This is a genomic window from Arsenicicoccus sp. oral taxon 190 (assembly GCF_001189535.1).
GTDB lineage: Bacteria > Actinomycetota > Actinomycetes > Actinomycetales > Dermatophilaceae > Arsenicicoccus.
In genome coordinates this window covers 3,413,733-3,439,163 of sequence record NZ_CP012070.1, presented here as the reverse complement: position 1 = coordinate 3,439,163, position 25,431 = coordinate 3,413,733, and the positions used below count along the sequence as shown (strand labels likewise).

Here is a 25,431-nt window from a genome sequence, read left to right as displayed (position 1 = left end):
CCGTCGACGTTAACCCACCCGGCGACCGGTCAGCGGGCGGCTCGCCAGCCCCACGCGCCCGCCCGACGGCGTCGGGACCCCAGCGACGACACGCCGAGGTTGCGCGCGCGGCTCGCCCAGATGCCGTGGGGCTCGGGGTCCGGGTCGGTGTCGCCGGACGCGTGGGCCGCCGCGACGACGAGCAGCAGCGCGGCGAGCTCCTCGTCGGTCGGGTCGCCCTTGGTCACGGTCAGCAACGGCCGTATGCCGTCCGCCGGGGTGCTGGTCTCGCTCATCGGTGCTCCTCCGGGGCCGCCGTTCACAGCGGGATGTTGCCGTGCTTCTTGGGCGGGTGCTGCTCGCGCTTGGTGCGCAGCGCCCGCAGCGACTGGACGATGTTGCGGCGGGTCTCCTGGGGGGCCACGACCGCGTCGATGTAGCCGCGCTCGGCGGCGATGTAGGGGTTGGCGAGGTGGTCTTCGTACTCCTTGATGAAGGCCGCGCGGGTCGCCTCCACGTCGCGCCCCTCGGCCTGCGCCGCCGCGATCTCCTTGCGGTAGAGGATGTTGACGGCGCCCTGCGCCCCCATCACCGCGATCTGGGCGGTCGGCCAGGCGATGTTGACGTCGGCGCCGAGGTGCTTGGAGCCCATGACGTCGTAGGCGCCGCCGTAGGCCTTGCGGGTGATCACGGTGACGAGGGGGACGGTGGCCTCGGCATACGCGTAGATGAGCTTGGCGCCACGGCGGATGATGCCGTTCCACTCCTGGTCGGTGCCCGGCAGGAAGCCCGGCACGTCCACGAAGGTGAGGACCGGCACGTTGAAGGCGTCGCAGGTGCGCACGAAGCGGGCGGCCTTCTCCGAGGCGTCGATGTCCAGGCAGCCGGCGAACTGCATCGGCTGGTTGGCGACGATGCCGACGCTGTGCCCCTCGACCCGGCCGAAGCCGGTGAGGATGTTGGGTGCGAAGAGCGGCTGCACCTCGAGGAACTCCTGGTCGTCCAGGACCGCCGTGAAGACCTCGTGCATGTCGTAGGGCATGTTGGGCGAGTCCGGGATGAGCGTGTCGAGAGAGACGTCCAGGTCGGTGATGTCCAGGTCGACCGAGGACTCGAAGACCGGCGGGTCCTCGTGGTTGTTGCTCGGCAGGTAGCTCAGCAGCTCCTTGACGTAGTCCATCGCGTCGGCCTCGTCGGAGCCCATGTAGTGGGCGCAGCCGGACTTGGAGTTGTGCGCCATCGCGCCGCCCAGCTCCTCCATCCCGACGTTCTCCCCAGTGACGGTCCGGATGACGTCGGGGCCGGTGATGAACATGTGCGACGTCTGGTCGACCATGACCGTGAAGTCGGTGATGGCGGGGGAGTAGACCGCCCCGCCCGCGCAGGGGCCCATGATGAGCGAGACCTGCGGGATGACGCCGGACGCGAGGACGTTGCGGCGGAAGATCTCGCCATACATGCCGAGGGAGGCGACGCCCTCCTGGATCCGGGCGCCGCCGGAGTCGTTGAGGCCGACCACGGGGCAGCCGATCTTCATGGCGAAGTCCATGACCTTGACGATCTTCTCGCCGAAGACCTCGCCGAGGGAGCCGCCGAAGACGGTGAAGTCCTGCGCGAAGACGCACACCTGGCGCCCGTCGACGGTGCCGTAGCCGGTGATGACGCCGTCGCCGTAGGGACGGTTCTTGTCCTGGCCGAAGGCCGAGGAGCGGTGCCGGGCGTACTGGTCCAGCTCGACGAAGGAGCCCTCGTCCAGGAAGGCCTCGACCCGCTCCCGGGCGGTCTGCTTGCCGCGGGCGTGCTGCTTCTCCACGGCCTTGTCCGAGGCCCCGTGACGGACCTGGTCGTTGCGGTGGTGCAGGTCGGCCAGCCGCCCTGCCGTCGTCGCCAGGTCGAAGGAGTCCACCGTCGTCGTGGAAGCGTCAGCCATGGCGACACCATAGCCTTGGGCGCGTGACCTCCGCTCTGCGACCAAGCCGTCTGACCAGCGTTGTGACGGACGCCATGTCCCCCTGGGCGTCGGTCGAGGTCCGCGACGCCGTGGGCAGCACCAACGCCGAGCTCCTCGCCGACCCGCGCCCCTGGCACGTGCTCACGACCGACCACCAGGTGGCGGGCCGCGGCCGGCTCGCCCGCTCCTGGCAGACCCCGGCCGGTATGGCGGTGGCCCTCTCCGCGACGGTGCCCGTGCCCCCCGCCCGCACCGCCGACGTGGGCTGGCTGCCGCTGCTCACCGGGCTCGCGGTGCGGGACGCGCTGACCGCGCTGGCCGGGCCCGGGCGGGCGGGTGACGTCGTGCTGAAGTGGCCCAACGACGTGCTGGTGCGCACCGACGCCGACCGCAAGGTCTGCGGGGTCCTGTGCGAGCTGGCCCCGGCCTCCAGCCTCGCGGTGCTCGGCATGGGCATCAACGTGCACCAGGGCCGGGCCGAGCTGCCGGTCGAGACGGCGACGTCGCTGGCGCTGTGCGGGATCGACGTGGGGCGCGAGGAGGTCGTCCTGGCGGTGCTGCAGGCCCTGGCGCACCGGCACTCCCAGTGGGCGTCGCCGTCACGGATGCCGACGCTGGTCGAGGACTACCGACAGGCCTGCACGACGCTGGGCCGGCGCGTGGCGATCACGCTGCCCACGGGCGCGGTGCAGTCCGGCGAGGCGGTGCGGGTGGACGACGCCGGCCGGATCGTCATACGGACCCTCGGGCGCGAGCTGACCCACGCGGCAGGGGACGTGGTGCACGCGACCCTCACGGGCTGAGGCATCATGGCGGGGACCGACAGCGACGACGTGACCGGGGAGGAGCGCATGAGCGAGCCCACCGACCGGCCGACGTCCCTGTCGCAGGCCAACGCGCGCCTCGACCCGCGGGTCGAGGCTGCCCAGCGCGAGATCCTCGGCGGCGCCCTCGACCTCGACCGCCGCGACGTCTCCCGCACCGTGGGGGTCTCTCTGCGGACGGCCGAGAGGTTCTGGCACGCACTGGGATTCCCCGCCAACGAGGACGGCGCCGCGGTCTTCTCCCACGGCGACCTGACCGCGCTGCGGTCCGTCGCCACCCTGGTGCGCCGGGGCGACCTCGACGAGGAGACCGCGCTGGCGCTGACGCGGGCCTTCGCCCGGACCGCCGACCGGCTGTCCGTGTGGCAGTGCTCGGTGCTCGCCGAGTCGTTGTCGCCATGGGCCCAGGGTGACGTGCACCTGCAGCGCTCGGCCGTCGCCGACGAGGGCCACGACTCCACGCGGGCCGAGCCAGACGAGGCCACCGCGCTCGCCACCGCCGAGAAGGTCGCCGCCCTCGCCGAGGAGCTCGAGCCGCTGCTCGTCTACGCCTGGCGCCGGCACCTGGCCGCCGCCACCGCCCGCATGGTCGCTGACGCCGACCCCTCGGTGAGCGACCAGGGGCTGCGGCGGTGCGTCGGCTTCGCCGACCTGGTGTCCTTCACCTCGCTCGTGCGGCGGCTCTCCGAGCGCGAGCTGGCCCACGTGGTGCAGCGGTTCGAGGCGCTGTGCTCCGACGTGATCACCAGCCATGGCGGGCGCGTCATCAAGACCGTGGGCGACGAGGTGCTCTACGTCGCCAAGGACCCCGCCGCGGCCGCGCGCATCGCCCTCGACCTCGCCGACGCCATCCGCTACGACGACCTGCTGCCGCCGGTGCGGGTCGGGCTGGCGCACGGGCACGTCGTGTCGCGGCTGGGTGACGTCTTCGGGACCACCGTCAACCGCGCCGCCCGGCTCACCGCCGTCGCCCCGTCGGGCAAGGTGCTGGTGGACGAGCAGCTCGCCCGCCTGGTGGCGGACGTGCCCGACCTGGCCACCGTCCGCCAGCGCACCCGCACCCTGCGCGGCGTGGGTGTCGTCACCCCCTCGCTGCTGCAGCGGGCGGTGGTGCAGGCGTCGCTCGACGACCTGGAACCCCTCGACCACGACCGAGCCATGCCCAGCACGCAGGAGGACCCATGAGCGTCTATGAGCACGTGACCATCACCCGCCACGGCGAGGAGGAGCACGTCGCCGAGCTCGCCCTGGACCGCCCCGAGGCCATGAACGCCGTGTCCACCGCCCTCGCGCGCGACCTCGGCGCCGCCACCGCGACGCTCGCGGCGCTGGCCGAGTCCGGCGCGGTGAGGGCGGTCGTGGTGACCTCGACCCACCCCAAGGCCTTCTGCGTCGGGGCGGACCTCAAGGAGCGTAACGGCTTCACCGACGCCGACCTGATGGCGCAGCGACCCGTCGCGCGAGCGGCGTACGGCGGGGTGCTGGCGCTCCCCGTCCCCACGATCGCCGCCGTCGACGGCTTCGCGCTGGGGGGCGGCTTCGAGATCGCGCTGTCGTGCGACCTCGTCGTGTGCGGCGAGGTGGCGACCGTCGGGCTGCCGGAGGTGTCGGTCGGCGTGATCCCCGGCGGCGGCGGCACCCAGCTGCTGACGCGGCGCGTCGGGTGGTCCCGGGCCGCGCGGATCATCTTCGGTGCGGCCAAGATGACGGCCGCCGAGGCGCTCGCGCTGGGCGCCGTGGACGAGGTCGTGCCGGCCGGCAGCGCCCGCGAGCGCGCGCTGGGGCTGGCGGCCTCGATGGCCACCCACTCGCCGGTGGGGGTCCGCAACGCCAAGAAGGCGATGCGGCTCGGCTTCGACGTCGACCTGGCGGCGGGGCTGGAGATCGAGGACGGCTGCTGGCGGGCGACGGCCTTCAGCGGCGACCGGCGCGAAGGGGTGGCGGCCTTCGCCGAGAAGCGGGCGCCCCGCTGGCCCGGCGTCTGACCGGGAGGTCGCGCGGCTGCTGCCGATGATCGGGGAACCGTGGTGGCGCCAGTTGCACGCGGGGTTCCCCGATCCCGGGTCACGCCGCCGTCGAGGTCGCCACGACCTCGCCCCGGTCCGTCGGGGCCGCGGTCAGTGCGACCGCGACGGCTCCTGCGCCTGCGGCAGGTCCGCCGCCAGCTCCGGGTCGCCGCCCCGGTCGTGGGTGAAGACGAAGGTGCGGTAGGCCCAGAACCGGAAGGCCGTCCCCAGCACCAGCCCGACCCCGTTGCCCGCGATGTTGCGGGCCAGCGCGTTGCGCAGCTCCAGCACGTAGTCGTTGACGACGAGGCACGCCGCAGCGATCGCCATGCCCACGACGTTGAAGAGGACGAACAACGCGAACTCGTGCGCCACCGCAGGGCGTTGGCGGTGCCGGTAGGTCCAGCAGCGGTTGCCGAGGTAGGCCACCACCGTCGCGACGGCGACCGACAGGCACTTGGCCTTGGTCGCGCTGTCGTGCATCGGCCCCGGGTGCGAGGCGGTGCCCCACAGCCAGTTGGAGATCCCGACGTCCACCACGAAGGCGGCGAGACCGACCACGCCGAACCTCGCGACCTCCCGCCACAGGGCGTCGACGAGGTGCTGGGCTCGGGCGCTCAACGCGGTGGTGGGCACCCGTGCACGGTACCTGACGGATCCGCCTGCGGCCCCGAGCGCCGACCCCTCGTATGGCGCGCCGCCGAGCCGCCGGCCGCGAGCACGACGACGAGGGGCGCGAAGTCGAAGAGGTATCGCGACCGGGTCTCCATCACGCAGGTGAACGCGACCGCGCCGAGCACGACGACGGCCACGGCGGCGGCCACCGGGACTGCCACGGCGACTGCCACGGCGCCCGCCACGCGGGACGCCTCCGGCGAGAGCTCGCTCCTCGACGAGCCGCGCCCCGGACCGCGTCGTCGTGCAGCACCGTCCACACCCACCCGCAGCGCGCTGATCCCCGCGGCGGCTAAGGTCGCGAGCCACAGCCCCTGGGTCAGGCCCTCGCGCACCGCCGCCGCGGGGGCACCCGGCGTCGACAGCTGCCGCAGCGGTCCGCTCCATGCCGGTGCCGCAGCCACGGCGCGGGGCGCCGCGTCGCGGTCCCAGCCCTCGCCATACGCGTAGAACGTCCCGTCGCCGAGGTTCCAGCGGGCCTTGTCCAGCGTCCACAGCGCGAGGCCGCCGGGCCCGAGCGCGCGCACCCGCGCGGCGATCTCGCCCCGCGCGAGCCCGCGGGTCTGCGTCGTGGTGCGGTCGCCGATCTGCTGGTCGATCGCCGCCGTGTAGCCGCCCGGCACGAGCGTGCCGTCCCCGCGATGGACCGGGGTGAGCCCCAGCCAGATCCAGCGCTCGACCGGCAGCGCCAGGTCGCGGTCCAGCGCCACGTCGTGCGTGGCGACCCGGGTGGCGGTGACCGTGGTGGCGGCATACGCGCAGGCGGCGGCCACCGCGCACAGCACGAGGGGCAGGATCCACCGACGCCCACGCTGGAGGTCGAGCCGGCCGCGCCGCACCAGCAGCGGTGCCGCGAGCGCGGTCACCAGCACGGTCGCCTTGACGGCGGCCCCGACGCCGACGACCACGCTGGCCGCCACCCACCACCAGGCGGCCCGTCGGCTCGGCGCCCGGGCCGCGCGGACCATGAGCCACACCCCGAGGATCGGCAGCGGCAGCACGAGCAGGTCGCTGTAGAGGACGGTCGTCCACGGCGAGGCCGCCACGAGCAGGACGCACACCACCTGCGCGAGCACGCTGCGGGTCGTCGCCGCGGAGCGCAGCAGCCCTGGGCGCCCGCAGGTCAGCGACCCGACGAGCGCCACACTGACGCCGGCCGCCACCGCCGCGACGGCCGCCACGGGCAGCTCGGGCGGGATCGGCACCTGGGCCCGCACGCCCTCGATCGTCCGCAGCACCGCGAGCACGGGCAGGTTGTTGGGGTAGTGCGCGAGGTAGGTGGCCTGCTCGGGCGTTAGCCCCTCGCCCGCCTGCAGCCGCTGAGCCATCCACCGCAGCGTCCCCGCGTCCCACCCGGTGTCGTAGTGCAGGCCCCACGAGGTGACGCCCGCCACCGCCGCGCCCACCAGCCCGCCCGGCAGGCTGCCGCCAGGGACGGGGGCGCTCGCCGTCGGCCGCCGGGCCAGCCACGTCACCGCCGCGAGCAGCACCACGACGGTCGCCACCACGAGCCAGCCCCGGTGCGGGCGCAGCACCCGGACGGGTGCCACGACCTGCGCGACCGCCACCCCGAGCAGGAGCGCACCGGTCAGCGTCGACAGGAGCCGCGCGGCTCGGGTGGTCGGGTGGACGGTCACCCGGGCATTGTTGGGCACGACCGTCTCGCCGTGCGCCGTAGGCTGTCCCCCGTGAGCTCTCCCCGCACCGCACCCGGTGGATTTCCCGTCGTCGGCATCATCGGCGGCGGACAGCTGGCCCGTATGACGGCCCCACCCGCGGTGGGTCTCGGGGTCACCGTCTCGGTCCTCGCCGAGTCGCCGCAGGCCGCCGCCGCCCTGGTGGTGCCGTCGTCGCCGGTCGGGGACCATACGCGCGTCGAGGACGTCGTGGCGTTCGCCCGGGGGTGCGACGTCGTGACCTTCGACCACGAGCACGTGCCCACCGAGGTCATCCGCGCCGTCCAGGCCGCCGGTGTCACCGTCGAACCCACCCCCGAGGCCCTCGTCCACGCCCAGGACAAGCTGGTGATGCGCCGGCGGCTCACGGAGCTCGGCATCCCCTGCCCCCGGTGGGCGCAGGTGCGCTCCCGCGAGGACCTCGAGGCGTTCGGCGCCGAGGTGGGCTGGCCGCTCGTCCTCAAGACGCCGCGCGGCGGCTACGACGGCAAGGGGGTCCTGGTCGTCGACGGGATCGACGCCGCCGAGGGCTGGCTGGCCGAGATGACGCGGGAGGTCGAGGCGGGGGAGGGCGGCCTGTCCGACGGGCTGCTCGCCGAGGAGGCCGTGGCCTTCCGCCGGGAGCTGGCCGTGCTGGTCGCCCGCTCCCGCTCCGGGCAGGCCGCGGTGTGGCCGATCGTCGAGACCGTCCAGACCGACGGCATCTGCACCGAGGTCCTCGCTCCCGCACCGGATCTCGACCCCACCCTCGCCTCCGAGATCAGCGCGGCGGCGCTGCGGGTCGCCGGCGAGCTCGACGTGACCGGGGTGATGGCGGTCGAGCTCTTCGAGCTGGAGGCCGCGCGAGACGGCGCCGAGGGGAGCGGCGGGCGGGCGGCATACGTCGTCAACGAGCTCGCGATGCGGCCGCACAACTCGGGGCACTGGACCATCGACGGGTCGGTGACGAGCCAGTTCGAGCAGCACCTGCGGGCCGTGCTGGACCTGCCGCTCGGCTCCACCCGCGCCCACGCGCGCTGGACCGTCATGGGCAACGTCCTCGGCGGCGACTACCCCGAGCTCTACGGCACCTACCGCCACCTCATGGCCCGCGACCCCGCGATGAAGTTCCACCTCTACGGCAAGGAGGTGCGTCCCGGTCGCAAGATCGGGCACGTCAACGTCTCCGGGGACGACCTCGAGGACCTGCGTGAGCGCGCCCGCCACGCGTGCGACTACCTGCAAGGAGTGGTGACCGCATGACCAACCCCGTCGTCGGCCTGGTGATGGGCTCCGACTCGGACTGGCCCGTGATGGAGCTCGCGGCGCAGGCTCTCGAGGAGTTCGGCATCGCCTACGAGGCCGACGTGGTCTCGGCCCACCGGATGCCCACCGAGATGATCGCCTATGGCGAGTCCGCCGCCTCCCGGGGGCTGCGCGTCCTCGTCGCCGGGGCCGGTGGTGCGGCGCACCTGCCGGGGATGCTCGCGGCCGTGACGCCGCTGCCCGTCATCGGCGTGCCCGTGCCCCTGAAGCACCTCGACGGGATGGACTCGCTGCTGTCCATCGTGCAGATGCCGGCGGGGGTCCCGGTCGCCACGGTGTCGATCGGGGGGGCCCGCAACGCCGGGCTGCTCGCCGCCCGGATCATCGCCGCCGGGGACGGCCCGGAGGCGGAGCGGGTGCGCGCGGCCATGGTGAGCTTCCAGGCCGACCTGCGCGACCAGGCCCACGCCAAGGGGGAGCGGCTGCGCGCGCGCCGCGGCTGAGGACGCGGTGAGGGGGGCCGACACGCGCCGGCCCCCCTCACCGCGTCACGTCGGTGCTCAGCCCGCCCAGCGGAAGCTCGCCGCGCCGACCGCGATCTGGGTCTGGCTGTAGGGGTAGACCAGCTGGCCGTCCCCGGTGAAGAGCACGTCGACGAGGTTGCCGGCGGAGTTCACCATGACCAGGCTCGTGGCGTAGGACGAGTAGCGCTCCGCCCCGATGATCTGGGGGAAGGCGGCGAAGGAGTCCGGGACGTTGCTGAGGGTCCCGCTCCACGGCAGGTTGGCCCCGCCGGGTCCCCAGTAGTGCATGAGCCGACCGTTGTCGGTGCGGCGCGTCACCAGGTCCGGCTTGTTGTCGTAGTTGGCGTCGCCCACGCCGGCGATGACGTTGAAGATGCCCCAGCCGACGCCGATCCGGACGCGCCCGCTGACCAGCACGCCGGGGGCGTCGATGCGGTTGGTGCCCTGGTACAGCCACAGGTTGCCGCTGCCGTCGCGGGCGACGATGTCGGCGCGGGTGTCGCCGTCCCAGTCGCCGACCGAGACGAGCGTGTAGCCGTTCCAGCCCACGCCGACCTTGACGCGGGAGGAGAAGCCGCCCTGCCCTGCGCCGGGGTAGAGCCACAGGTCGCCGGCACCGTCGCGGGCGAGCAGGTCGCCGATCCCGTCGCCGTTGAGGTCGCCGGGGGTCATCAGAGCGGTCATGCCGCCCCAGCCGGTGCCGATCTGGCGGCGGGTGGCCAGCGGCGCCCCGTCGGTCCGGGTGTTGGGGTAGAGCCAGAGCACCCCGTTGGCGTCCCGGCCGACCAGGTCGTTGAAGCCGTCCCCGTCGAAGTCCGAGGTGCCCTTGCCGGACGCCTCGCGCAGGTCGAAGCCGCGGGCCACCGCGGCGGGTGCGCCGGCGACCGCGCCGATGCTCGTGATCTCCGCGGTGGTGCCGGTGAGGCGGTAGACCGCGGTGTTCTCCGGCCCGTTGGCCGGGTTGCCGTCCCCGTCGGTGTCCATGACGAAGTAGAAGGCGTTGCGGTCCCGGGTGGCCCGCGGGTTGGCGATGATCGAGCCCGCCGCGCCCGTGTAGCGCGTGGACACCGTGCCCGTGGCCGTTGCGTTGGTGCGCACCATGAGGCTGGCCACGCCGGCGGCGCTGCGGGTGGCGAAGGCGACCGCGCCGTTGGTCATCACCGTGGGGTCGTAGCCGCCCGCGGTGCCGCTGAGCGGGGTCGCGGCGCCGGTGGCGGCGTTGACCAGGACCAGCCCGGCCGCCGTCCCGCTCAGGTCGACCGCCACCAGGGAGGCGCTGTCGCGGGTCCAGGTGGGGGAGCCGTAGCGCGCGGCGAGGGTGCGGGTCGCTCCGGTGTAGAGGTCGCGGACCTGGATGTCCACCGGGACGAGCGGGGAGCCCGTGGTGGCGCCGGGACGGTAGCGGGCCCAGGCGAGGTAGCGGCCGTCGGGGGAGTAGCTCGGCTCGGCGTTGATCGGGCCCGTGGTGGCGCTGGCGGCCAGGACGGTCGCCGCGCCGCGACCGTCGGCGCGCTGCACCACGAGGTCGGAGGTCGTGCTCGAGGTGTACCGGCCGAAGGCGACCCACTGCCCGTCGGCGGAGTATGCCGGCGTCACGGTGTCGCTCGGCGCGGAGGCCGGGTTGACGGGCGTCGCGAGGGACAGGTCGTTCTGCATCTGCAGGCTCGCCGCGGCGTTGGTGGCCACCGCGAAGTCCGGGATCCCCGGGCCGGCGTCGGGGAACATCGACAGCCCCGTCACGATCCCGCCGTTGCCGTCGGTCATGTCGCAGGTCGTCGCGACGCCACCGACCGTGGTCTGCAGGCGGTAGGACGCGGGCCCGGCCGGGTTCTGGTTGGTGTCGAGCACCGCGCCGGCGGTCGCGGGCGCGCTGCCCACGGTCTGCCAGGTGGAGCTGCCCTCGCGCAGCCGGGTGACGGTCGTGGTCCCCGTGGCCTTGGTCCCGTCCCACAGCAGCCAGGTGCGGTCGCGCAGCTGGTTGGTCTGGAAGCCGAGGGAGTCGCACGCCGCCGACGCGGTGGTCGCGGCGGGCTTGACCGGGGCGGCCTGCAGCCGGCCCTGCGTCGAGGAGGTGCGCTTGCTCGTGCTCGACGTCATGCCCGTGCGCGTGGCCGTGACGGTGCGCGGGCGTCCCGTGGCGGCGGGCAGCGGGGCGTGCGCGAGCCGGGCGGTGGGTCGCAGGTCGGAGGTCGCCGCCTGCGCCCGGTCGGGACCGGGCCTGCCGGCGGCGGTCGCCGGGCTCGCGGCCATCGGCCCGGCAGCCGCCGAGGCACCCAGTGCGACGGCGAGCGCTCCCGTCGCCAGGAGGTGGCGTCGGCGCCGGTGGGGGGACTGAGAGGGAAGCATCCTCGGCTCCTGGGGGAGATTTCACAGTGGGTAATCAGAAAACTACTCCAAGCAACCACTAAGTGGGAGGAACGTCGCGCACCATCGAGACGCCGAGTCACCGGGCCGCGCCTAGGATGGCGGCGACCACGCGTCGGCATACGGCCTGGGCGACGCGGGTCGCGACCCCCGAGGAGACCATCGTGAAGTTCGGACTGTTCATCCCCCAGGGCTGGCGCATGGACCTCGTCGGGATCGCGCCGGCCGACCAGTGGGAGACCATGAAGGGCCTGGCCGAGCACGCGGACGCGGGCCCGTGGGAGTCGCTGTGGGTCTACGACCACTTCCACACCGTGCCGCAGCCGTCGGACGAGGCGACCCACGAGGCGTGGACGCTGATGGCGGCCTTCGCCGCGGTCACCGAGCGGGTCCGGCTCGGGCAGATGTGCACCTGCATCAGCTACCGCAACCCGGCCTACCTCGCCAAGGTCGCCGCGACCGTCGACGTGGTCTCCGGCGGCCGGGTCGAGATGGGCATCGGCGCCGGGTGGTACGAGCACGAGTGGCGCGCCTACGGCTACGGCTTCCCCCGCGCCGGCGAGCGGATCGCCGCGCTGGCCGAGGGGGTCGAGGTCATGCGCCAGATGTGGACCCAGGGACGCGCCACGCTGCACGGCACCCACGTCCAGGTGGACGGGGCGCTGTGCGCGCCGCGACCGTTGCAGGGCACCTCCCACCCCGGGTCGGCGCACAACGGCATCCCGATGTGGGTGGCCGGCGGTGGCGAGAAGAAGACGCTGCGGATCGCGGCCGAGCACGCCGACGCCACCAACTTCGACGGCACCGAGGAGGGTTTCGCCCACAAGAGCGAGGTCCTGCAGGGGCACTGCCGCGACCTCGGCAGGCCGTATGACGAGATCGTGCGCTCGGCCAACTACAACGTGGTCGTCGGACGGGACGACGCCGAGGTGCGCGAGCGGCTCGACCGCTACCGTGACCAGATGCTGCGCGCCGGGGTGCCCGCCGACCGCGCCGACAGGATGCGCGAGGACCAGGCCGGGCAGCCGCTCGTGGGCACCCCGGAGCAGATCAACGAGACGCTGGACCGCCTGGAGCGGCTCGGCATGACCTACGCCATCACCTACTTCGCCGAGGCGGCCTACGACCGCAGCGGCATCGAGCTCTTCGAGCGGGAGGTCGTGGCCGGGCGCTGACCGGCATACGGCCCCCGGGACCAGGTGGACCCATGCGCATCACCGAGACCGGCGACCTGTGGTGGAAGAACGCCGTCATCTACAGCCTCGACGTCGAGGCCTACAACGACGGCAACGGTGACGGGGTCGGTGACTTCAACGGCCTGGCCGGCCGCATCGACTACCTCGCCGAGCTGGGCGTCACGTGCCTGTGGCTCATGCCCTTCTTCCCCTCGCCGGACAAGGACGACGGCTACGACATCACCGACTTCTACGGCGTCGACCCGCGGCTCGGCAGCCTGGGCGACTTCGTGGAGGTCACCCGCACCGCCCACGACCGCGGCATCCGCGTGATCATCGACCTGGTGATCAACCACACCTCGGACCAGCACCCGTGGTTCACGGAGTCCCGCAAGAGCACGGACAACCCCTACCGGGACTGGTACGTCTGGCGCTCGGACACCCCGCCGGACACCTCCGACAAGGTGGTCTTCCCCGACCAGGAGGACTCGATCTGGGAGAAGGACGACAAGACGGGGGAGTGGTACCTCCACAACTTCTACAGGTTCCAGCCCGACCTCAACATCGCCAACCCCAAGGTCCGCGACGAGATCCTCAAGATCATCGGCTTCTGGGCCGAGCTGGGGGTCGACGGCTTCCGCATCGACGCGGTGCCGTTCATCTTCTCCACGGAGGGCAACCGGCCCGAGGAGAAGAAGGCCTTCGGCGACCCGCAGGACTTCCTGCGCGACATCCGCGCCCTCGTCGGGCGTCGGATCGGGGACGGGATCATCCTCGGCGAGGTCAACATCCCCTACCCCGACCAGTACACCTACTTCGGGGGCGAGCACGGCGACGGCCTGACGATGCAGTTCGACTTCATCGGGATGCAGGCCACCTACCTGTCCCTGGCCCGCCAGGACCCGGAGCCGCTGCTCACGGCCCTCAAGGCCCGCCCGACGCTGTCCCACGGCACCCAGTGGGCCAACTTCCTGCGCAACCACGACGAGCTGACGCTGGACAAGCTGTCGGACTCCGAGCGTCAGGAGGTCTTCGACGCCTTCGGCCCCGAGCCCGAGATGCAGGTCTATGGCCGCGGCCTCAAGCGCCGGCTCCCGTCGATGCTCGACGGCGACCCCCGCCGGATCCGCATGGCCTACTCGCTGCTCTTCTCCCTGCCCGGCACCCCGTCCCTCTTCTACGGCGAGGAGATCGGGATGGGCGAGGTCCTCTCCGAGGAGGGCCGGATGGCGGTGCGCACCCCCATGCAGTGGACCTCCCAGTCGAGCGCAGGCTTCTCCACCGCCCCGGTCCGCAAGCTGGTGGCGCCGCTGCCCAAGGACGGCTACTCCCCGGAGCACGTCAACGTCGCCGACCAGAGGTACGACCGCGAGTCGCTGTACGCCTTCATGCGGGAGCTGATCTTCCGCTACCGCCAGCACCCCGAGCTCGGGTGGGGGCGGCACGAGGTGCTGGAGCAGCCGCACCGCTCGGTCCTGGCGCTGCGCATCCGCCACGAGGACAGCAGCGTGGTGACCGTGCACAACCTCGGCGCCGAGGGTGCCACCGTGGAGCTGACCATCGAGGAGGAGCCCGGCTCGGTCCTCGTGGACATCTTCGGCGGCGACCGCTGCGAGCTGCAGGAGGACGGCCGGCTGCAGGTGGTCCTCGACGGCTACGGCTTCCGGTGGTACGGCGTGCACGGCCCCCACGACCGCCGGTTGTACTGACCTGCCTCAGGCGGGCAGGAGCACCCCGGCTCGCAGCAGCGTGCGCGCGACCTCCACGCCGAGCTCGTCGGCCCTGATGGCGTCGCCGGCGAGCGCCCGGTCCACGGCGTCGCGGACGGCCACCGGCAGGCGCTGCATGCCCAGGCGGCTGGTCAGCATGAGCTGCTCATCGTCGGCCGGGACCGGCTCGACCCGCACCTGCAGGTGCGGGCGCAGCCGTAGCGTCGTGCCCGGCGCCAGGTCCAGCGCGGCCTGCACCTGGGCGATCGGCGAGATGGGCGACAGGCGCCTGCTGGACTCGTCGCGCTTGGCGAGGGCCCGGCTGATGGCGGCGTCGTCGAGCTGCTGCACGGCGCGGACCAGGGCGTCGCGGGCGGTCTCGAAGCCGCTGGTGTCGGTGGTGATGTCCACGCCGAGAGCCAACGAGCGACGCACCTCGGGGTCCGCCGCGACCCGGGCGAGGGCGAGGTCGGTGATGACCTCGGCGGCGGCATACGGCGTCCAGGTGTGCACCCCGATGGTGACGTGCGAGGAGACCTCGCCGAAGGTCGACGCGGCATGGATCGTCCCGCGCGGCAGGTAGAGCACGTCGCCGGGCTCGAGGGTGACGTCGAGGACGGGTTCGGCGCGCGCGGCCTCCTCCACCTCCGAGCGGCGGGCCGCCCACGGGTGGTGCCGCAGCGGCGCGGGCAGCACCGGCTGGTGCAGCACCCACCGCTTGCGACCCGAGGTCTGCAGCACGAAGACGTCGTGCACGTCGTAGTGGTCGGCGAAGCCCTGGCTCTGCGGGGGCGTGATGTAGGCGTTGACCTGCACTGGGTGGCCGAGGTCCACCGCGAGCTGCTGGGCCAGCTCGAGCAGGGGCGGCCAGGTGCGGTGCAGGCCCTGGGCGACGATCGTCGCGCCGGCCGCGAACTCCCGGTGCAGGGCGTCGTCGTCGACCTGGTCGCGCACGCTCGCCCCGATGCCCCCCGCCGTGGTGACGAGGTCGTCCGAGAGGGGGGTGCCGTCCTTGGCCAGGCGCAGGAAGGGCGCCCGCAGCCCACGTCGCGACACCAGCTCGTCCACGGCGTCAGGGCCGAAGACGTCGCTGAAGTCGGACCCGCTCTCGGCGTGCGGGCGCAGCAGGGGACGCCGTCCCCACACATCGCGCGCGAACTCCTCGGTGTCCCCGACGAGCCGGCGCAGCGCGGGACGGTCGACGGCCTCCGTCACGCGCCCGGCTCGATCGTCGGGCCGCGGCCGTGCTCCTGGTCCTCCTCGAGGGCCGCGTCGGCGACCTCGGGGTCGTCGGTGTCGGTGTCGCCGCCGCCACCCCCGCCGTCGCCGCCCTCGTCACCGGACGTGCGCGGGTCCTCGTCGCCGGCGAGGGTGGGGTACAGGCCGGAGCGGGACACCTGGCCCGCGTCGGCGTCCTGCGCCTGCTCGAAGACCGAGCCCGTGTCGGTGGCGGTGGGGTCGGTGCTCTCGTCGACGGTCATGACGCGCCTCCTTGCGTGGTGGGGTGTGTCCACCTCGGACCATACCGAGCCGGTCGGTGCGGCATACGTCACATCCCCCGTCGAGGTCGCGGTCGACACGCTCCGGCGGCGGGTGCCCCGCCCGCTCGGCCGGTAGGCTCGGCCCGTGGCTTCCAACACCGACTTCGACCTCTTCAAGACCTCCGACGAGCACGAGGAGCTCCGCGCGATGCTGCGCGAGGTGGTCGACGAGAAGATCGCCCCCGCCGCCGCCGAGGTGGACGAGAAAGGGATCTTCCCCCAGGTCGCCTACGACGCGCTGTGCCAGGTGGACCTGCAGGCGCCGCACGTGGCCGAGGAGTACGACGGCGTGGGCCTGGACGCCCTCGGCACCTGCATCGTCATCGAGGAGGTCGCGCGCGGCTGCGCCTCGTCCTCGCTGATCCCGGCGGTCAACAAGCTCGGCTCCATGCCGGTGATCCTGGCCGGCTCGGAGGAGGTCAAGCGCCGCTACCTGCCGCCGATGGCGCGCGGCGAGGCGATGTTCTCCTACGGCCTGTCCGAGCGGGAGGCCGGGTCGGACACCGCGGGCATGCGCACCCGCGCCCGCCGTGACGGCGACGACTGGATCCTCAACGGCACCAAGGCGTGGATCACCAACGCCGGCGTCTCCGAGTACTACACCGTGCTCGCCGTCAGCGACCCCGACGGCCGCCGCGGCGCCAACGTCACCGCCTTCGTGGTGGAGAAGGGCGACGAGGGCTTCGGCTTCTCCGAGCCGGAGAAGAAGCTCGGGATCAAGGGCAGCCCCACCCGCGAGCTGCACCTCGACAACGTGCGCATCGGCGACGACCGCCGCGTCGGGGAGGTCGGCGAGGGCCTCAAGATCGCGCTGCGCACCCTCGACCACACCCGCATCACCATCGGCGCCCAGGCCGTCGGCATCGCCCAGGGAGCCCTCGACGCGGCGCTGGCCTACGTCAAGGAGCGCAGGCAGTTCGGCAAGGCGATCGCGGAGTTCCAGGGCATGCAGTTCATGCTCGCGGACATGGCCATGGAGCTGGAGGTGGCCCGGCAGATGGTCTACGTCGCGGCCGCCAAGTCCGAGCGCGGCGACCAGGACCTGTCCTTCTTCGGCGCCGCCGCCAAGTGCTTCGCCTCGGACATGGCGATGAAGGTCACCACCGACGCGGTGCAGGCCCTTGGCGGAGCCGGCTACACCAAGGACTTCCCCGTCGAGCGGATGATGCGCGACGCCAAGATCACCCAGATCTACGAGGGCACCAACCAGGTCCAGCGCCTCGTCATGGCCCGCCAGATCCTCAAGGGCTGAGGCCCGTATGCCGGACGCGACCACCGTCGTCGCGGTCGTCGTCACCTGGAACCGCCGCGAGCTGCTGCGCGAGACGCTCGCCGCGCTGCGTGCCCAGACCCACCGGCTCGCCCGGGTCGTCGTGGTGGACAACGCCTCCGACGACGGCACCGGAGAGCTGCTGCGCGACGAGCTCGCCGCGGGGACAGGCGATCTGGAGGTCGTCACCGCGCGGCACAACACCGGCGGGGCGGGCGGCTTCGCGCTCGGCATACGGCACGCGCTGGGCGACGCGGGGACGGCCTGCGACGCGCTGTGGCTGATGGACGACGACACGGTCCCGACCGCCACGGCGCTCGCGGAGCTGGTGCGCGCCCGCGACACGCATCCGCTGGGGACGCCCGCGGTGGTGGCGAGCCGGGTCGTGTGGACCGACGGGCGGGACCACCCGATGAACACCCCGCGGCCGTCGCCCTTCGCGACGCCGAGGGAGCGGGCCGCGGCCGCCGCGATCGGGTGCGTGCCGGTGCGGTCGGCGTCCTTCGTGTCGGTGCTGTGCGACGCGGCCGTGGTGCGGGAGCGCGGGCTGCCGGTGGCCGACTACTTCCTGTGGAACGACGACTTCGAGTACTCCACCCGCCTGGTCCGGGGCGGGCACGCGATCGCCTGCCCGCGCTCGGTGGTGGTGCACAACACGAAGACCTTCGGGTCCACCGACGCCGACCCGGGGCCGCGCTTCTACTTCGAGGTGCGCAACAAGGTCTGGATGTGGACCCGCTCGCGGTCGCTGTCGCCGTGGGAGAAGGCGGTCTACGGCGGCTCGTCGCTGCTGCGGTGGGGGCGCACCGTGGCCCGCTCGACGGACCGGGCGGTGCTGCTCGCGGGGCTGCGGCGCGGCCTGCGGGACGGCGTCTCGCGCGGTCCCCGCCCGACCGAGGCCGTGCTCGACGACGCCGTGGGGGAGCGCCGGTGACCGAGGGCTTCAGCGTCCTGATGTGCGTCTACCGCGCCGACGACCCCGAGCACCTGGGGGAGGCGCTGCGCTCGGTCACCGTCGAGCAGACGCGGCGCCCCGACCAGGTCGTGCTGGTGCAGGACGGGCCCGTGCCCGCCCGCCTGGCGTCGACCATCGAGGCGCTGGTGGCGGGCTCGCAGGTGCCGGTCGACCTGGTGCGCCTACCCGACAACCGTGGCCTGGGCGTCGCGCTGACCGCGGGGCTCGCCCGGTGCCGCCACGACGTGGTCGCGCGGATGGACGCCGACGACATCGCGCTGCCGCGGCGGTTCGAGGTGCAGGTGCCGATCGTCGAGCAGGGGGTCGACGTCGTCGGGTCCGGGATGCTCGAGATCGGCCGGGGGCGCGACGACGTGGTGGGGCGGCGGGTGCCCCCGCTGACCGCGGAGCACATCGTGGCGTCCTCCCGGATGGCGCAGCCCTTCAACCACCCGACGGTCGTCTACCGCCGCAGCGCCGTGGCGGCGGCCGGCGGCTACCAGGACTTCAAGCAGATGGAGGACTACCTGCTCTTCGCCCGGATGATCCAGGGCGGGGCGCGGGTGGCCAACGTGGCGGAGCCGCTGCTGTGCTACCGGGTGGGCGAGGGAGCGTATGCCCGCCGCGGTGGGTGGTCGATGCTGCGGACCGAGCTGGCGCTGCAGCGGAGGTTCCTCGCGATGGGGTTCACGACGCCGGCGCAGTGCGCCCGCAACGTGCTGGTGCGGGGGGTCTACCGGCTGGTGCCGGAGGGGATCCGCAAGGTGGCCTACCGGGCGATCATGGCGCGTCGGGGCGAGCACTCCCGCTGACGGGTCGCACGCCGGCGACCGCCGACATCAGGTCACGGCAGTCACGACGGTCACTGCAGTCACTGGAGGGGTTGGTCGTTCTTCACCTTGTCGAAGAGCGCCGACGCCTTGGCGGAGTCCCACTTCACCGCGTCGCCCGCAGCCGTGTGGTAGTTGGGGTTGCTGATCGGCACCACCAGCGACAGGCCGTCGCCGCTCGACGAGGCCCGCATCGCCTGCAGGATCCGGGTGACGTCCATCAGGGAGGTGCCGTCGCCGAGCTTGACGCCCTCGGCCGCCGCGTGCGTGAAGCCCCAGTAGCGCCACGGCAGCAGCACCGTCGCCGGGCTGGCTGCCTTGTGCATGATCGCGCCGAGGAACTGCCGCTGCCGCTTGGCGCGCCCGAGGTCGCCCTCGGGGTCGGTGTAGCGGGAGCGGACGAACCCAAGCGCCTGCGGTCCGTCGAGGACCTGCTCGCCCTTCTTGAGGTTGATGCCGGCCTTCTCGTCGTTCATGTCGAAGGGCACGTTGACCGTCACCCCGCCGAGGGAGTCCACGACGTTGGCGAAGCCGCCGAAGCCGATCTCCACGTAGCCGTCCACCCGCACCCCGGTGGCCCGCTCCACGGTCTGGACCAGCAGCTTGGGCCCGCCGATGGAGTAGGCGGCGTTGATCTTGTTCTTGTTGTGCCCCGGGATCGGGACGTAGGAGTCGCGCGGCAGCGAGATCAGCGCCGACTTCTGGCCGTTGTCCGAGACGTGCACCAGCATGATCGAGTCGGTGCGCTGGCCCGCGTCGTCACCCGTGGACAGCTGCTTCTGCTGCTCCGCGGACAACCCGGCGCGGGAGTCGGAGCCGACCAGCAGGTAGTTGCGCCCGCTCACCTGCGCGGGGCGGTCGCCCGCCGGGCTCGCGTCCACCGTGGACACGGACTGCCACGCGTGGAAGGGCGTGACCACCAGGAAGACCAGCCACAGCACGACCAGCAGGAGCACGAGCGCCACGGTCCGTCGCACCCGGTGCACCCGACGCGTCGGCCGGACCGGCCGAGCGCCCCCCGGCACCGGGCCGCGCGGCGGTGGCCCACCGGCCGGTCGGGTCGGCATCTGCCGCGTCCCCGACGGGGAGCGGTCCCGGGCGTCCTGCTCGTATGCCGCGCCCCCGCCGGACGGGGGCGCCGTCAGCCGCTGCTCCAGCGCGCCGCCCCGGTCGTACCGGTCGTCACGGGGGTACCGGTCGTCACGGTCGTCCCACTGGTCCTGCGGCTCGTCCCGGCGGCGACCACCCGTCATACGGCTCGCGCCTCCCAGCGGGCTGCGCGGCGAGCTGACCCGGCCACGTCGCCGCCGGGTGTCGATGACGTAGGACTCGGTGTCGTGGGCCTCGTCGTCGGGGCGGGGGTGGTGGCGCCGGTCGCGCTCGTCGGGCGTCATGTCAGCGGGCAGCCTCTGGGTCGGCGTCGTCGGGGTCGTCCTCTGGACGCATCACCGTAGCGTCGGGTTGTCTGCTGCCGCCGGAGGCCACCTCCGGGTGTCGCTGCAGCGCCTCGTCGAGGGCGATCCGGCGCGACAGCCGGGTGAGGCGGACCTCAAGCTCTCGGAAGCGCAGCTGCGTGCTCACCATGTAGCCGAGGAAGCCGATCACGAGGACGTAGAGGACGAGGTCGGTACCGCGGCCGACGCCGACCTGTCGCGCGACCCAGGTCCACACCCGCGGGTAGAGGATCGAGAACACCGCGAACGCCGCGAAGGCCATCAGCCCGAGCCGGCGGATCGCCTGGGTGCGGGCGCCGCGGGCCGTGACGAGCCGCAGCACCACCACGAGGACGGCGAGGCTCAGGGCGAGCTGGATCAGCGCCTTCACTTGAACATCAGCTCCACGAGGATGTTGACGGAGTTCCACATCGACTGGCCCTTGGCCATGGAGTAGTCGGTGTAGAGGATGTGCACCGGCTCCTCGCCGTAGCGGACCGGCCGACCGCCCAGCGACATCGCGCCGATCTGGGCGACGATCTCCGAGGCGTGGGCCATGCGGTTCTGCCGGATGTCGAGCCGCTCGAGCACGGGTCGGGCGAGCACGCGCAGCCCGTTGTGGGCGTCGGTGAGCCGGGTGCCGGTGGACAGGTTGGTGTAGGCGACCGCGAGCTTGAGGATCAGCCGCTTGAGCAGGCTCGGCCGGGTCCGCTCGTCCAGGAAGCGCGACCCGAAGATCACGTCGAGGTCGTCGCGGCGGATGCGGTCCAGCATCGCCAGCACGTCCTCGATCTGGTGCTGCCCGTCCGCGTCGAAGGTCACGACATAGTCCATGCGGGGGTCGCTGAGGGCGAACTCGAAGCCGGTCTGCAGCGCCGCGCCCTGGCCCATGTTGACCGGGTGCTGCACCAGGCGGGCACCCGCCTCCAGGGCCCGGCGGGCCGACGCATCCTTGGACCCGTCGTCGACGCACACGATGTTGGGGAAGGTCCGGCGGGCGTGCTCGACGACGTCGCCGATGACGGCGGCCTCGTTGTAGAGCGGCACGACCAGCCAGACGTTCTCGTTCACGCGGGACACGATACGGCGTCGGGCCGTGCCGCCCGTGGCGCCATGCGGGCGGCCCGGACCCGGGCGACACCCCCCGTGGGCTCCGGGCCAGCCCGGGCCCGTGAAGTAGGGTGAACCGAAACCTGGACACCCACCCCACGGGAGCATCGCGTGAACCCAGACCTCGTCGTCGTCGGCTCGGGACTCTTCGGTCTCACGGTCGCCCAACAGGTGGCGGAGCGCTTCGACAGGAAGGTCCTGATCCTCGACCGCCGGTCCCACGTCGGGGGCAACGCCTACAGCGAGATCGACCCGGACACGGGCATCGAGGTGCACAAGTACGGCGCCCACCTGTTCCACACGTCCAACGAACGGGTGTGGGACTACGTCAACCGGTTCACGTCGTTCACGGGCTACCAGCACCGCGTCTACACCAACCACGGTGGCGAGGTCTTCCCGATGCCGATCAACCTCGGCACGATCAACCAGTTCTTCCGGGCGGCCTACTCGCCCGACGAGGCGCGCGCCCTGATCCGCGAGCAGGCGGCCGAGCTCGGTGACAAAGAGCCGGAGAACTTCGTCGAGAAGGGCGTCTCCCTCATCGGGCGCCCGCTCTACGAGGCGTTCATCGCGCACTACACCGCCAAGCAGTGGCAGACCGACCCGGAGAAGCTCTCGGCCGACATCATCACCCGGCTGCCGGTGCGGTTCACCTACGACAACCGCTACTTCAACGACACCTACGAGGGCCTGCCCACCCAGGGCTACACGGCCTGGCTGGAGCGTATGGCGGACCACCCCAACATCGAGGTGCGGCTCGACACCGACTTCTTCGACGGGTCCGGCGAGTGCTCCAAGGGCAACGTCGTCGGCAACGTCCCGGTCGTCTACACCGGTCCCGTGGACCGCTACTTCGACTACCAGGCGGGGCGGCTCGGCTGGCGCACCATCGACCTGGAGGAGGAGCGTCTCGACGTGGGCGACTTCCAGGGCTGCCCGGTGATGAACTACCCGGACGCGGAGGTGCCCTTCACCCGCATCCTGGAGTTCCGCCACTTCCACCCCGAGCGGGACATGGCCAAGGACCGGACGATCATCCACCGGGAGTACTCCCGGTTCGCGGGGGAGGGCGACGAGCCCTACTACCCGGTCAACACCCCCGAGGACCGCCAGCAGCTGCTGGCCTACCGCGACCTCGGGAAGGCCGAGCGCGGCGTCCTCTTCGGCGGGCGGCTCGGCACCTACAAGTACTTCGACATGCACATGGCCATCGGCGCCGCGCTGAGCATGGTCGACAACAAGCTCGCCCCGCACTTCGAGCAGGGCGAGGCGCTGATCAGCGGAGGAGTGGACGCGTGAGCACCCAGACGGCCGAGCAGACCACAGGCACCCCGACCGCCTCGGACACCAACCCGGCGGACGGCTACCGGATCGCCCAGCGCGTCGTCTTCCCGCAGGACGGCGACCTGGACGTGCTCCCGCTCTACGTCGACCGCGAGGACGCCGACCACCGCGTCGAGCTGCACCCCGAGGACGTGCAGGGGCGGACCAGCTTCCTGGTGCGTGCGGGCCAGCGGGCCTCCTTCGGGTCCTACTTCAACGCCTTCCCGGCCAGCTACTGGCGCCGCTGGACCGTCGTCACGTCGGTGCGCCTGACGGTCCGCACCACCGGGCCGGCGAGCATCATCATCTACCGGTCCAACGCGCGGGGTAACCAGCAGCGGGTCGACAGCGTGCGGGTCTCGGGCGACAGCACGTTGGTCCGGGACCTGCCGCTCGCGACCTTCGGGGACGGCGGGTGGTACTGGTTCGAGGTCGTCGCCGGCGGCGACAGCGTCGTCCTGGACGAGGCGCACTGGTCCATCGACCCGCAGGGGCGGCCCGTGGGGACCGCCAGCCTCGCGGTCACGACCTTCAACCGGCCCGACTACTGCGTGCGCAACATCGCCGTCGTGGCCGAGGACGAGCGGCTGCGCTCGGTCCTGGACGAGATGATCATCGTCGACCAGGGGACCGAGAAGGTCGCGGCGGAGGACGGCTTCGAGGAGGCCTCGGCCGCGCTCGGGGACCAGTTGCGGATCGTCGACCAGGCCAACCTCGGGGGCTCCGGGGGCTTTTCCCGGGGGATGTACGAAGCCACGACCGCGGGCCGCAGCGACTACGTGATCCTGCTGGACGACGACATCCTCATGGAGCCCGAGTCGATCACGCGCCTGACGACCTTCGCCGACATGGCCCGCAAGCCGGTTCTCGTCGGCGGGCACATGTTCGACCTGCACCACCGCTCTGTGCTGCACACCTTCGGCGAGATCGTCGAGCCGTGGCTGTGGGGCCCCAAGGACGCCGGGATCGGCACCCGCCAGCGCTACGACTTCGCCAAGGAGGGGCTGCGGGAGAACACCGTGCTCCACCAGCGCGTGGACGTGGACTACAACGGCTGGTGGATGACGCTGATCCCGACCTCGGTGGTGCGCGAGCTGGGGCTGTCGCTGCCGGTCTTCATCAAGTGGGACGACGCGGAGTACGGCCTGCGCGCCAAGGCGGCCGGCTACCACACCGTGTCGCTCCCGGGCGCCGCCGTCTGGCACGTCGCCTGGATCGACAAGGACGACATGGTGGGCTGGCAGGCCTACTTCCACGAGCGCAACCGGATGATCAGCGCGCTGATCCACTCACCGGTGCAGCGCGGCGGTGACCTGCTGACCAACTCGACCATGCTGGACCTGCGGCACATGGTGTCCATGCAGTACTACACCGTCAAGGGTCGCCTGCAGGCGCAGCGGGACGTCCTCGACGGCCCGGACCGGCTCCACGAGATCCTGCCCACGAGGCTGGGGGAGATCCGCAAGGAGGCGGCCGACTTCACCGACGCGCGGGTCGCGAAGGACGTCGACGCCTTCCCGGACGTGCGGCTGCGCAAGCCGCGCCGCCCGTCGCGGGCCAACGCCCAGCCGACCCGGCGCACCGTGTGGCCGATGGCGGTCAAGGCGGTGCTGCGGCAGTTCACGCCGGTCGACGAGATGGCCAGGGAGGCGCCGCAGGCGCGGATCGCCCACAAGGACAACAAGTGGTGGCGGGTGGCGCAGTACGACTCCGCCGTCGTGTCCACCGCCGACGGCGTCGGCCAGTCGATGTACGTCCGCGACAACGCCGCCGCGCGCTCCGCGGTCGCCCAGATCGCCGCCAACCACGCCGAGCTGGTGCGCCGGTGGCCGGAGCTGGTGAAGAGCTACCGCGAGGCGCTTCCCCGCATCACGTCCTTCGAGGCGTGGGAGAAGACCTTCGGCATCACGCGCGACCAGCACCCCGAGCAGTAAGGACCAGCGTTCCCCCTTGGACAAGGCATCGGTGATCACCGCCCAGGGATTCCGGGCACCCGGGCACTCCGCCGGTCTGCTGGAGATCCCACGGTGGCGGTTCCTGCTCAAGCTGCTCGTGCGCAAGGAGCTGCGGGTCCGCTACCGCGGCTCCGCCCTCGGGCTGCTGTGGAGCTATGTCAAGCCGGCCGTGCAGATCGTCGTGTTCTACCTGGCGCTGGGCAAGTTCCTGCGCCTGGAGGAGTCGATCCACAACTACGTCGTCTACATGTTCGGCGGCATCGTGATCATCAACTTCTTCAACGAGGTCTTCGGCAACACCACCAAGTCGATCGTGTGGAACGCAGACCTGGTCAAGAAGATCTACCTGCCGCGTGAGCTCTTCCCCGTGGCCAGCGTCTGGGTCGCCTTCGTGCACTTCGTGCCGCAGCTGCTCGTGCTGGTCGTCGGCGCCTTCGCGGTGGGGTGGCGCCCCGGGCCGCTCAACCTGCTGGCCGGTCTCGGCGCCATCGGCATCGTCGGGGTCCTCGCCCTCGGCATGGGTCTGCTCTTCGGGTCCGCCAACGTCTACTTCCGCGACTCCGAGAACTTCGTCGACCTGATCGTCATGGTCGCGACCTGGCTCTCGCCGGTGCTCTACACCTGGCAGAAGGTCCACGCCCAGGTGCCGGAGTGGGCCTGGTGGCTCTACCAGCTCAACCCGCTGACGGCGGCCGTCGAGCTGGCGCACTACGCCTTCTGGGTCCCCACGCGCAACGTCGTGCCGGCCGGTCAGTCGGCGGCGGTCATGATGCCGCCGCACTGGGTCTGGTGGGGTGTGGTCGGTGCGGTCGTCGCCGTCGTCGTCCTGGTCGCGGGCCAGCTCGTCTTCCGCCGGCTCGAGGGCCGATTCGCCCAGGAGCTCTGA

General features: G+C 72.4%; 23 protein-coding genes. 13 read left to right on the top strand and 10 right to left on the bottom strand.

The genetic code is table 11. The annotated features are described in order from the left end of the window. Nucleotides 1-29: 29 nt before the first annotated feature. Nucleotides 30-275 carry an acyl-CoA carboxylase epsilon subunit gene (locus ADJ73_RS15965; RefSeq protein ID WP_050349089.1) on the bottom strand — a complete coding sequence of 82 codons (246 nt, stop codon included), beginning with the start codon at nucleotides 273-275 and terminating at the stop codon, nucleotides 30-32. Nucleotides 276-298: 23 nt separating this feature from the next. Continuing rightward, nucleotides 299-1,909 (bottom strand): acyl-CoA carboxylase subunit beta, encoded by a 1,611-nt coding sequence (locus ADJ73_RS15960; protein WP_050349088.1) that lies wholly within the window; start codon nucleotides 1,907-1,909, stop codon nucleotides 299-301. Between the two features lie 74 nt (nucleotides 1,910-1,983). Between ADJ73_RS15960 and ADJ73_RS15955 the strand changes: the two genes are divergently transcribed. From ADJ73_RS15955 to ADJ73_RS15945, 3 genes are read left to right on the top strand one after another with little or no spacing between them, the layout of a single operon-like run. Then, nucleotides 1,984-2,733 carry a biotin--[acetyl-CoA-carboxylase] ligase gene (locus tag ADJ73_RS15955; RefSeq protein WP_082177198.1) on the top strand — a complete coding sequence of 250 codons (750 nt, stop codon included), beginning with the start codon at nucleotides 1,984-1,986 and terminating at the stop codon, nucleotides 2,731-2,733. A 48-nt stretch (nucleotides 2,734-2,781) separates the two neighbouring features. Continuing rightward, a complete protein-coding gene (locus ADJ73_RS15950; RefSeq protein WP_156188267.1) occupies nucleotides 2,782-3,939 on the top strand; it encodes an adenylate/guanylate cyclase domain-containing protein in 1,158 nt (385 codons plus the stop codon). Continuing rightward, nucleotides 3,936-4,739: an enoyl-CoA hydratase/isomerase family protein gene (locus tag ADJ73_RS15945; RefSeq protein ID WP_050349085.1), complete on the top strand. Its 804-nt coding sequence runs from the start codon at nucleotides 3,936-3,938 to the stop codon at nucleotides 4,737-4,739. Before ADJ73_RS15950 ends, ADJ73_RS15945 begins: the two co-directional genes overlap by 4 nt. Before the next feature lie 132 nt (nucleotides 4,740-4,871). Here the strand turns inward: ADJ73_RS15945 and ADJ73_RS17670 are convergent, their stop codons facing one another. Then, nucleotides 4,872-5,396 carry a GtrA family protein gene (locus ADJ73_RS17670; RefSeq protein ID WP_050349084.1) on the bottom strand — a complete coding sequence of 175 codons (525 nt, stop codon included), beginning with the start codon at nucleotides 5,394-5,396 and terminating at the stop codon, nucleotides 4,872-4,874. After that, nucleotides 5,378-7,072, bottom strand: a complete 1,695-nt coding sequence (locus ADJ73_RS17665; RefSeq protein ID WP_253272612.1) for a hypothetical protein — start codon at nucleotides 7,070-7,072, stop codon at nucleotides 5,378-5,380. Before ADJ73_RS17665 ends, ADJ73_RS17670 begins: the two co-directional genes overlap by 19 nt. Before the next feature lie 51 nt (nucleotides 7,073-7,123). Here ADJ73_RS17665 and ADJ73_RS15930 point away from each other — a divergent pair, with 51 nt between their 5' ends. Both ADJ73_RS15930 and purE read left to right on the top strand, forming a co-directional pair. Beyond that, entirely contained in the window at nucleotides 7,124-8,353 is a 1,230-nt protein-coding gene (locus ADJ73_RS15930) for a 5-(carboxyamino)imidazole ribonucleotide synthase (RefSeq protein WP_050349082.1), read from the top strand. Then, a complete protein-coding gene (gene purE, locus ADJ73_RS15925) occupies nucleotides 8,350-8,859 on the top strand; it encodes a 5-(carboxyamino)imidazole ribonucleotide mutase (protein ID WP_050349081.1) in 510 nt (169 codons plus the stop codon). The genes ADJ73_RS15930 and purE overlap by 4 nt, the downstream gene beginning before the upstream one ends. A 57-nt stretch (nucleotides 8,860-8,916) precedes the next feature. Here the strand turns inward: purE and ADJ73_RS15920 are convergent, their stop codons facing one another. After that, entirely contained in the window at nucleotides 8,917-11,226 is a 2,310-nt protein-coding gene (locus tag ADJ73_RS15920) for a VCBS repeat-containing protein (protein WP_156188266.1), read from the bottom strand. 182 nt (nucleotides 11,227-11,408) lie between these two features. Between ADJ73_RS15920 and ADJ73_RS15915 the strand changes: the two genes are divergently transcribed. Both ADJ73_RS15915 and ADJ73_RS15910 read left to right on the top strand, forming a co-directional pair. Continuing rightward, nucleotides 11,409-12,419 carry an LLM class F420-dependent oxidoreductase gene (locus ADJ73_RS15915; protein WP_050349532.1) on the top strand — a complete coding sequence of 337 codons (1,011 nt, stop codon included), beginning with the start codon at nucleotides 11,409-11,411 and terminating at the stop codon, nucleotides 12,417-12,419. Between the two features lie 32 nt (nucleotides 12,420-12,451). Then, on the top strand, nucleotides 12,452-14,128 hold the full coding sequence (locus tag ADJ73_RS15910) for an alpha-amylase family protein (RefSeq protein ID WP_050349079.1): 1,677 nt from the start codon (nucleotides 12,452-12,454) through the stop codon (nucleotides 14,126-14,128). 6 nt (nucleotides 14,129-14,134) lie between these two features. Here ADJ73_RS15910 and ADJ73_RS15905 read toward each other — a convergent pair whose 3' ends face one another. Continuing rightward, on the bottom strand, nucleotides 14,135-15,343 hold the full coding sequence (locus tag ADJ73_RS15905) for a cupin domain-containing protein (RefSeq protein WP_172669739.1): 1,209 nt from the start codon (nucleotides 15,341-15,343) through the stop codon (nucleotides 14,135-14,137). Beyond that, complete coding sequence (locus ADJ73_RS15900; RefSeq protein ID WP_050349078.1) at nucleotides 15,340-15,609, bottom strand: hypothetical protein; 270 nt, start codon at nucleotides 15,607-15,609, stop codon at nucleotides 15,340-15,342. Before ADJ73_RS15900 ends, ADJ73_RS15905 begins: the two co-directional genes overlap by 4 nt. Before the next feature lie 145 nt (nucleotides 15,610-15,754). Here ADJ73_RS15900 and ADJ73_RS15895 point away from each other — a divergent pair, with 145 nt between their 5' ends. From ADJ73_RS15895 to ADJ73_RS15885, 3 genes are read left to right on the top strand one after another with little or no spacing between them, the layout of a single operon-like run. Then, nucleotides 15,755-16,921, top strand: a complete 1,167-nt coding sequence (locus tag ADJ73_RS15895) for an acyl-CoA dehydrogenase family protein (RefSeq protein ID WP_082177068.1) — start codon at nucleotides 15,755-15,757, stop codon at nucleotides 16,919-16,921. A 7-nt stretch (nucleotides 16,922-16,928) separates the two neighbouring features. Next, complete coding sequence (locus ADJ73_RS15890) at nucleotides 16,929-17,873, top strand: glycosyltransferase (RefSeq protein WP_050349077.1); 945 nt, start codon at nucleotides 16,929-16,931, stop codon at nucleotides 17,871-17,873. Then, complete coding sequence (locus ADJ73_RS15885; protein ID WP_253272611.1) at nucleotides 17,870-18,706, top strand: glycosyltransferase; 837 nt, start codon at nucleotides 17,870-17,872, stop codon at nucleotides 18,704-18,706. The genes ADJ73_RS15890 and ADJ73_RS15885 overlap by 4 nt, the downstream gene beginning before the upstream one ends. A 59-nt stretch (nucleotides 18,707-18,765) precedes the next feature. Here ADJ73_RS15885 and ADJ73_RS15880 read toward each other — a convergent pair whose 3' ends face one another. Genes ADJ73_RS15880 through ADJ73_RS15870 form a run of 3 tightly spaced genes read right to left on the bottom strand, consistent with a single transcriptional unit; the run spans nucleotide 18,766 to nucleotide 21,228 of the window. Then, nucleotides 18,766-20,118, bottom strand: coding sequence for an LCP family protein (locus tag ADJ73_RS15880; RefSeq protein WP_253272610.1), 1,353 nt, complete (start codon nucleotides 20,116-20,118; stop codon nucleotides 18,766-18,768). Between the two features lies 1 nt (nucleotide 20,119). Then, nucleotides 20,120-20,548 carry a DUF2304 domain-containing protein gene (locus ADJ73_RS15875; protein ID WP_082177067.1) on the bottom strand — a complete coding sequence of 143 codons (429 nt, stop codon included), beginning with the start codon at nucleotides 20,546-20,548 and terminating at the stop codon, nucleotides 20,120-20,122. Then, nucleotides 20,545-21,228 (bottom strand): glycosyltransferase family 2 protein, encoded by a 684-nt coding sequence (locus tag ADJ73_RS15870; RefSeq protein ID WP_050349076.1) that lies wholly within the window; start codon nucleotides 21,226-21,228, stop codon nucleotides 20,545-20,547. The genes ADJ73_RS15875 and ADJ73_RS15870 overlap by 4 nt, the downstream gene beginning before the upstream one ends. Nucleotides 21,229-21,378: 150 nt before the next feature. On the opposite strand from ADJ73_RS15870, the gene glf reads away from it, so the two are divergent. The 3 genes from glf to ADJ73_RS15855 are packed head-to-tail and all read left to right on the top strand — an operon-like array spanning nucleotide 21,379 to nucleotide 25,431. Further along, on the top strand, nucleotides 21,379-22,566 hold the full coding sequence (gene glf, locus ADJ73_RS15865; protein WP_050349075.1) for a UDP-galactopyranose mutase: 1,188 nt from the start codon (nucleotides 21,379-21,381) through the stop codon (nucleotides 22,564-22,566). Next, complete coding sequence (locus ADJ73_RS15860) at nucleotides 22,563-24,524, top strand: glycosyltransferase (protein WP_050349074.1); 1,962 nt, start codon at nucleotides 22,563-22,565, stop codon at nucleotides 24,522-24,524. The genes glf and ADJ73_RS15860 overlap by 4 nt, the downstream gene beginning before the upstream one ends. A 16-nt stretch (nucleotides 24,525-24,540) precedes the next feature. Then, complete coding sequence (locus ADJ73_RS15855) at nucleotides 24,541-25,431, top strand: ABC transporter permease (protein ID WP_082177065.1); 891 nt, start codon at nucleotides 24,541-24,543, stop codon at nucleotides 25,429-25,431.

Excerpts from the sequence above, each read along its gene's own strand:
- ADJ73_RS15920 (WP_156188266.1), bottom strand. The coding sequence starts at position 11,226 with ATGCTTCCCTCTCAGTCCCCCCACCGGCGCCGACGCCACCTCCTGGCG.
- ADJ73_RS15880 (WP_253272610.1), bottom strand. The coding sequence starts at position 20,118 with ATGACGCCCGACGAGCGCGACCGGCGCCACCACCCCCGCCCCGACGAC.
- ADJ73_RS15910 (WP_050349079.1), top strand. The coding sequence starts at position 12,452 with ATGCGCATCACCGAGACCGGCGACCTGTGGTGGAAGAACGCCGTCATC.
- ADJ73_RS15945 (WP_050349085.1), top strand. The coding sequence starts at position 3,936 with ATGAGCGTCTATGAGCACGTGACCATCACCCGCCACGGCGAGGAGGAG.
- ADJ73_RS15950 (WP_156188267.1), top strand. The coding sequence starts at position 2,782 with ATGAGCGAGCCCACCGACCGGCCGACGTCCCTGTCGCAGGCCAACGCG.
- ADJ73_RS15960 (WP_050349088.1), bottom strand. The coding sequence starts at position 1,909 with ATGGCTGACGCTTCCACGACGACGGTGGACTCCTTCGACCTGGCGACG.
- ADJ73_RS15965 (WP_050349089.1), bottom strand. The coding sequence starts at position 275 with ATGAGCGAGACCAGCACCCCGGCGGACGGCATACGGCCGTTGCTGACC.
- purE (WP_050349081.1), top strand. The coding sequence starts at position 8,350 with ATGACCAACCCCGTCGTCGGCCTGGTGATGGGCTCCGACTCGGACTGG.
- ADJ73_RS15955 (WP_082177198.1), top strand. The coding sequence starts at position 1,984 with ATGTCCCCCTGGGCGTCGGTCGAGGTCCGCGACGCCGTGGGCAGCACC.
- ADJ73_RS15890 (WP_050349077.1), top strand. The coding sequence starts at position 16,929 with ATGCCGGACGCGACCACCGTCGTCGCGGTCGTCGTCACCTGGAACCGC.
- ADJ73_RS15900 (WP_050349078.1), bottom strand. The coding sequence starts at position 15,609 with ATGACCGTCGACGAGAGCACCGACCCCACCGCCACCGACACGGGCTCG.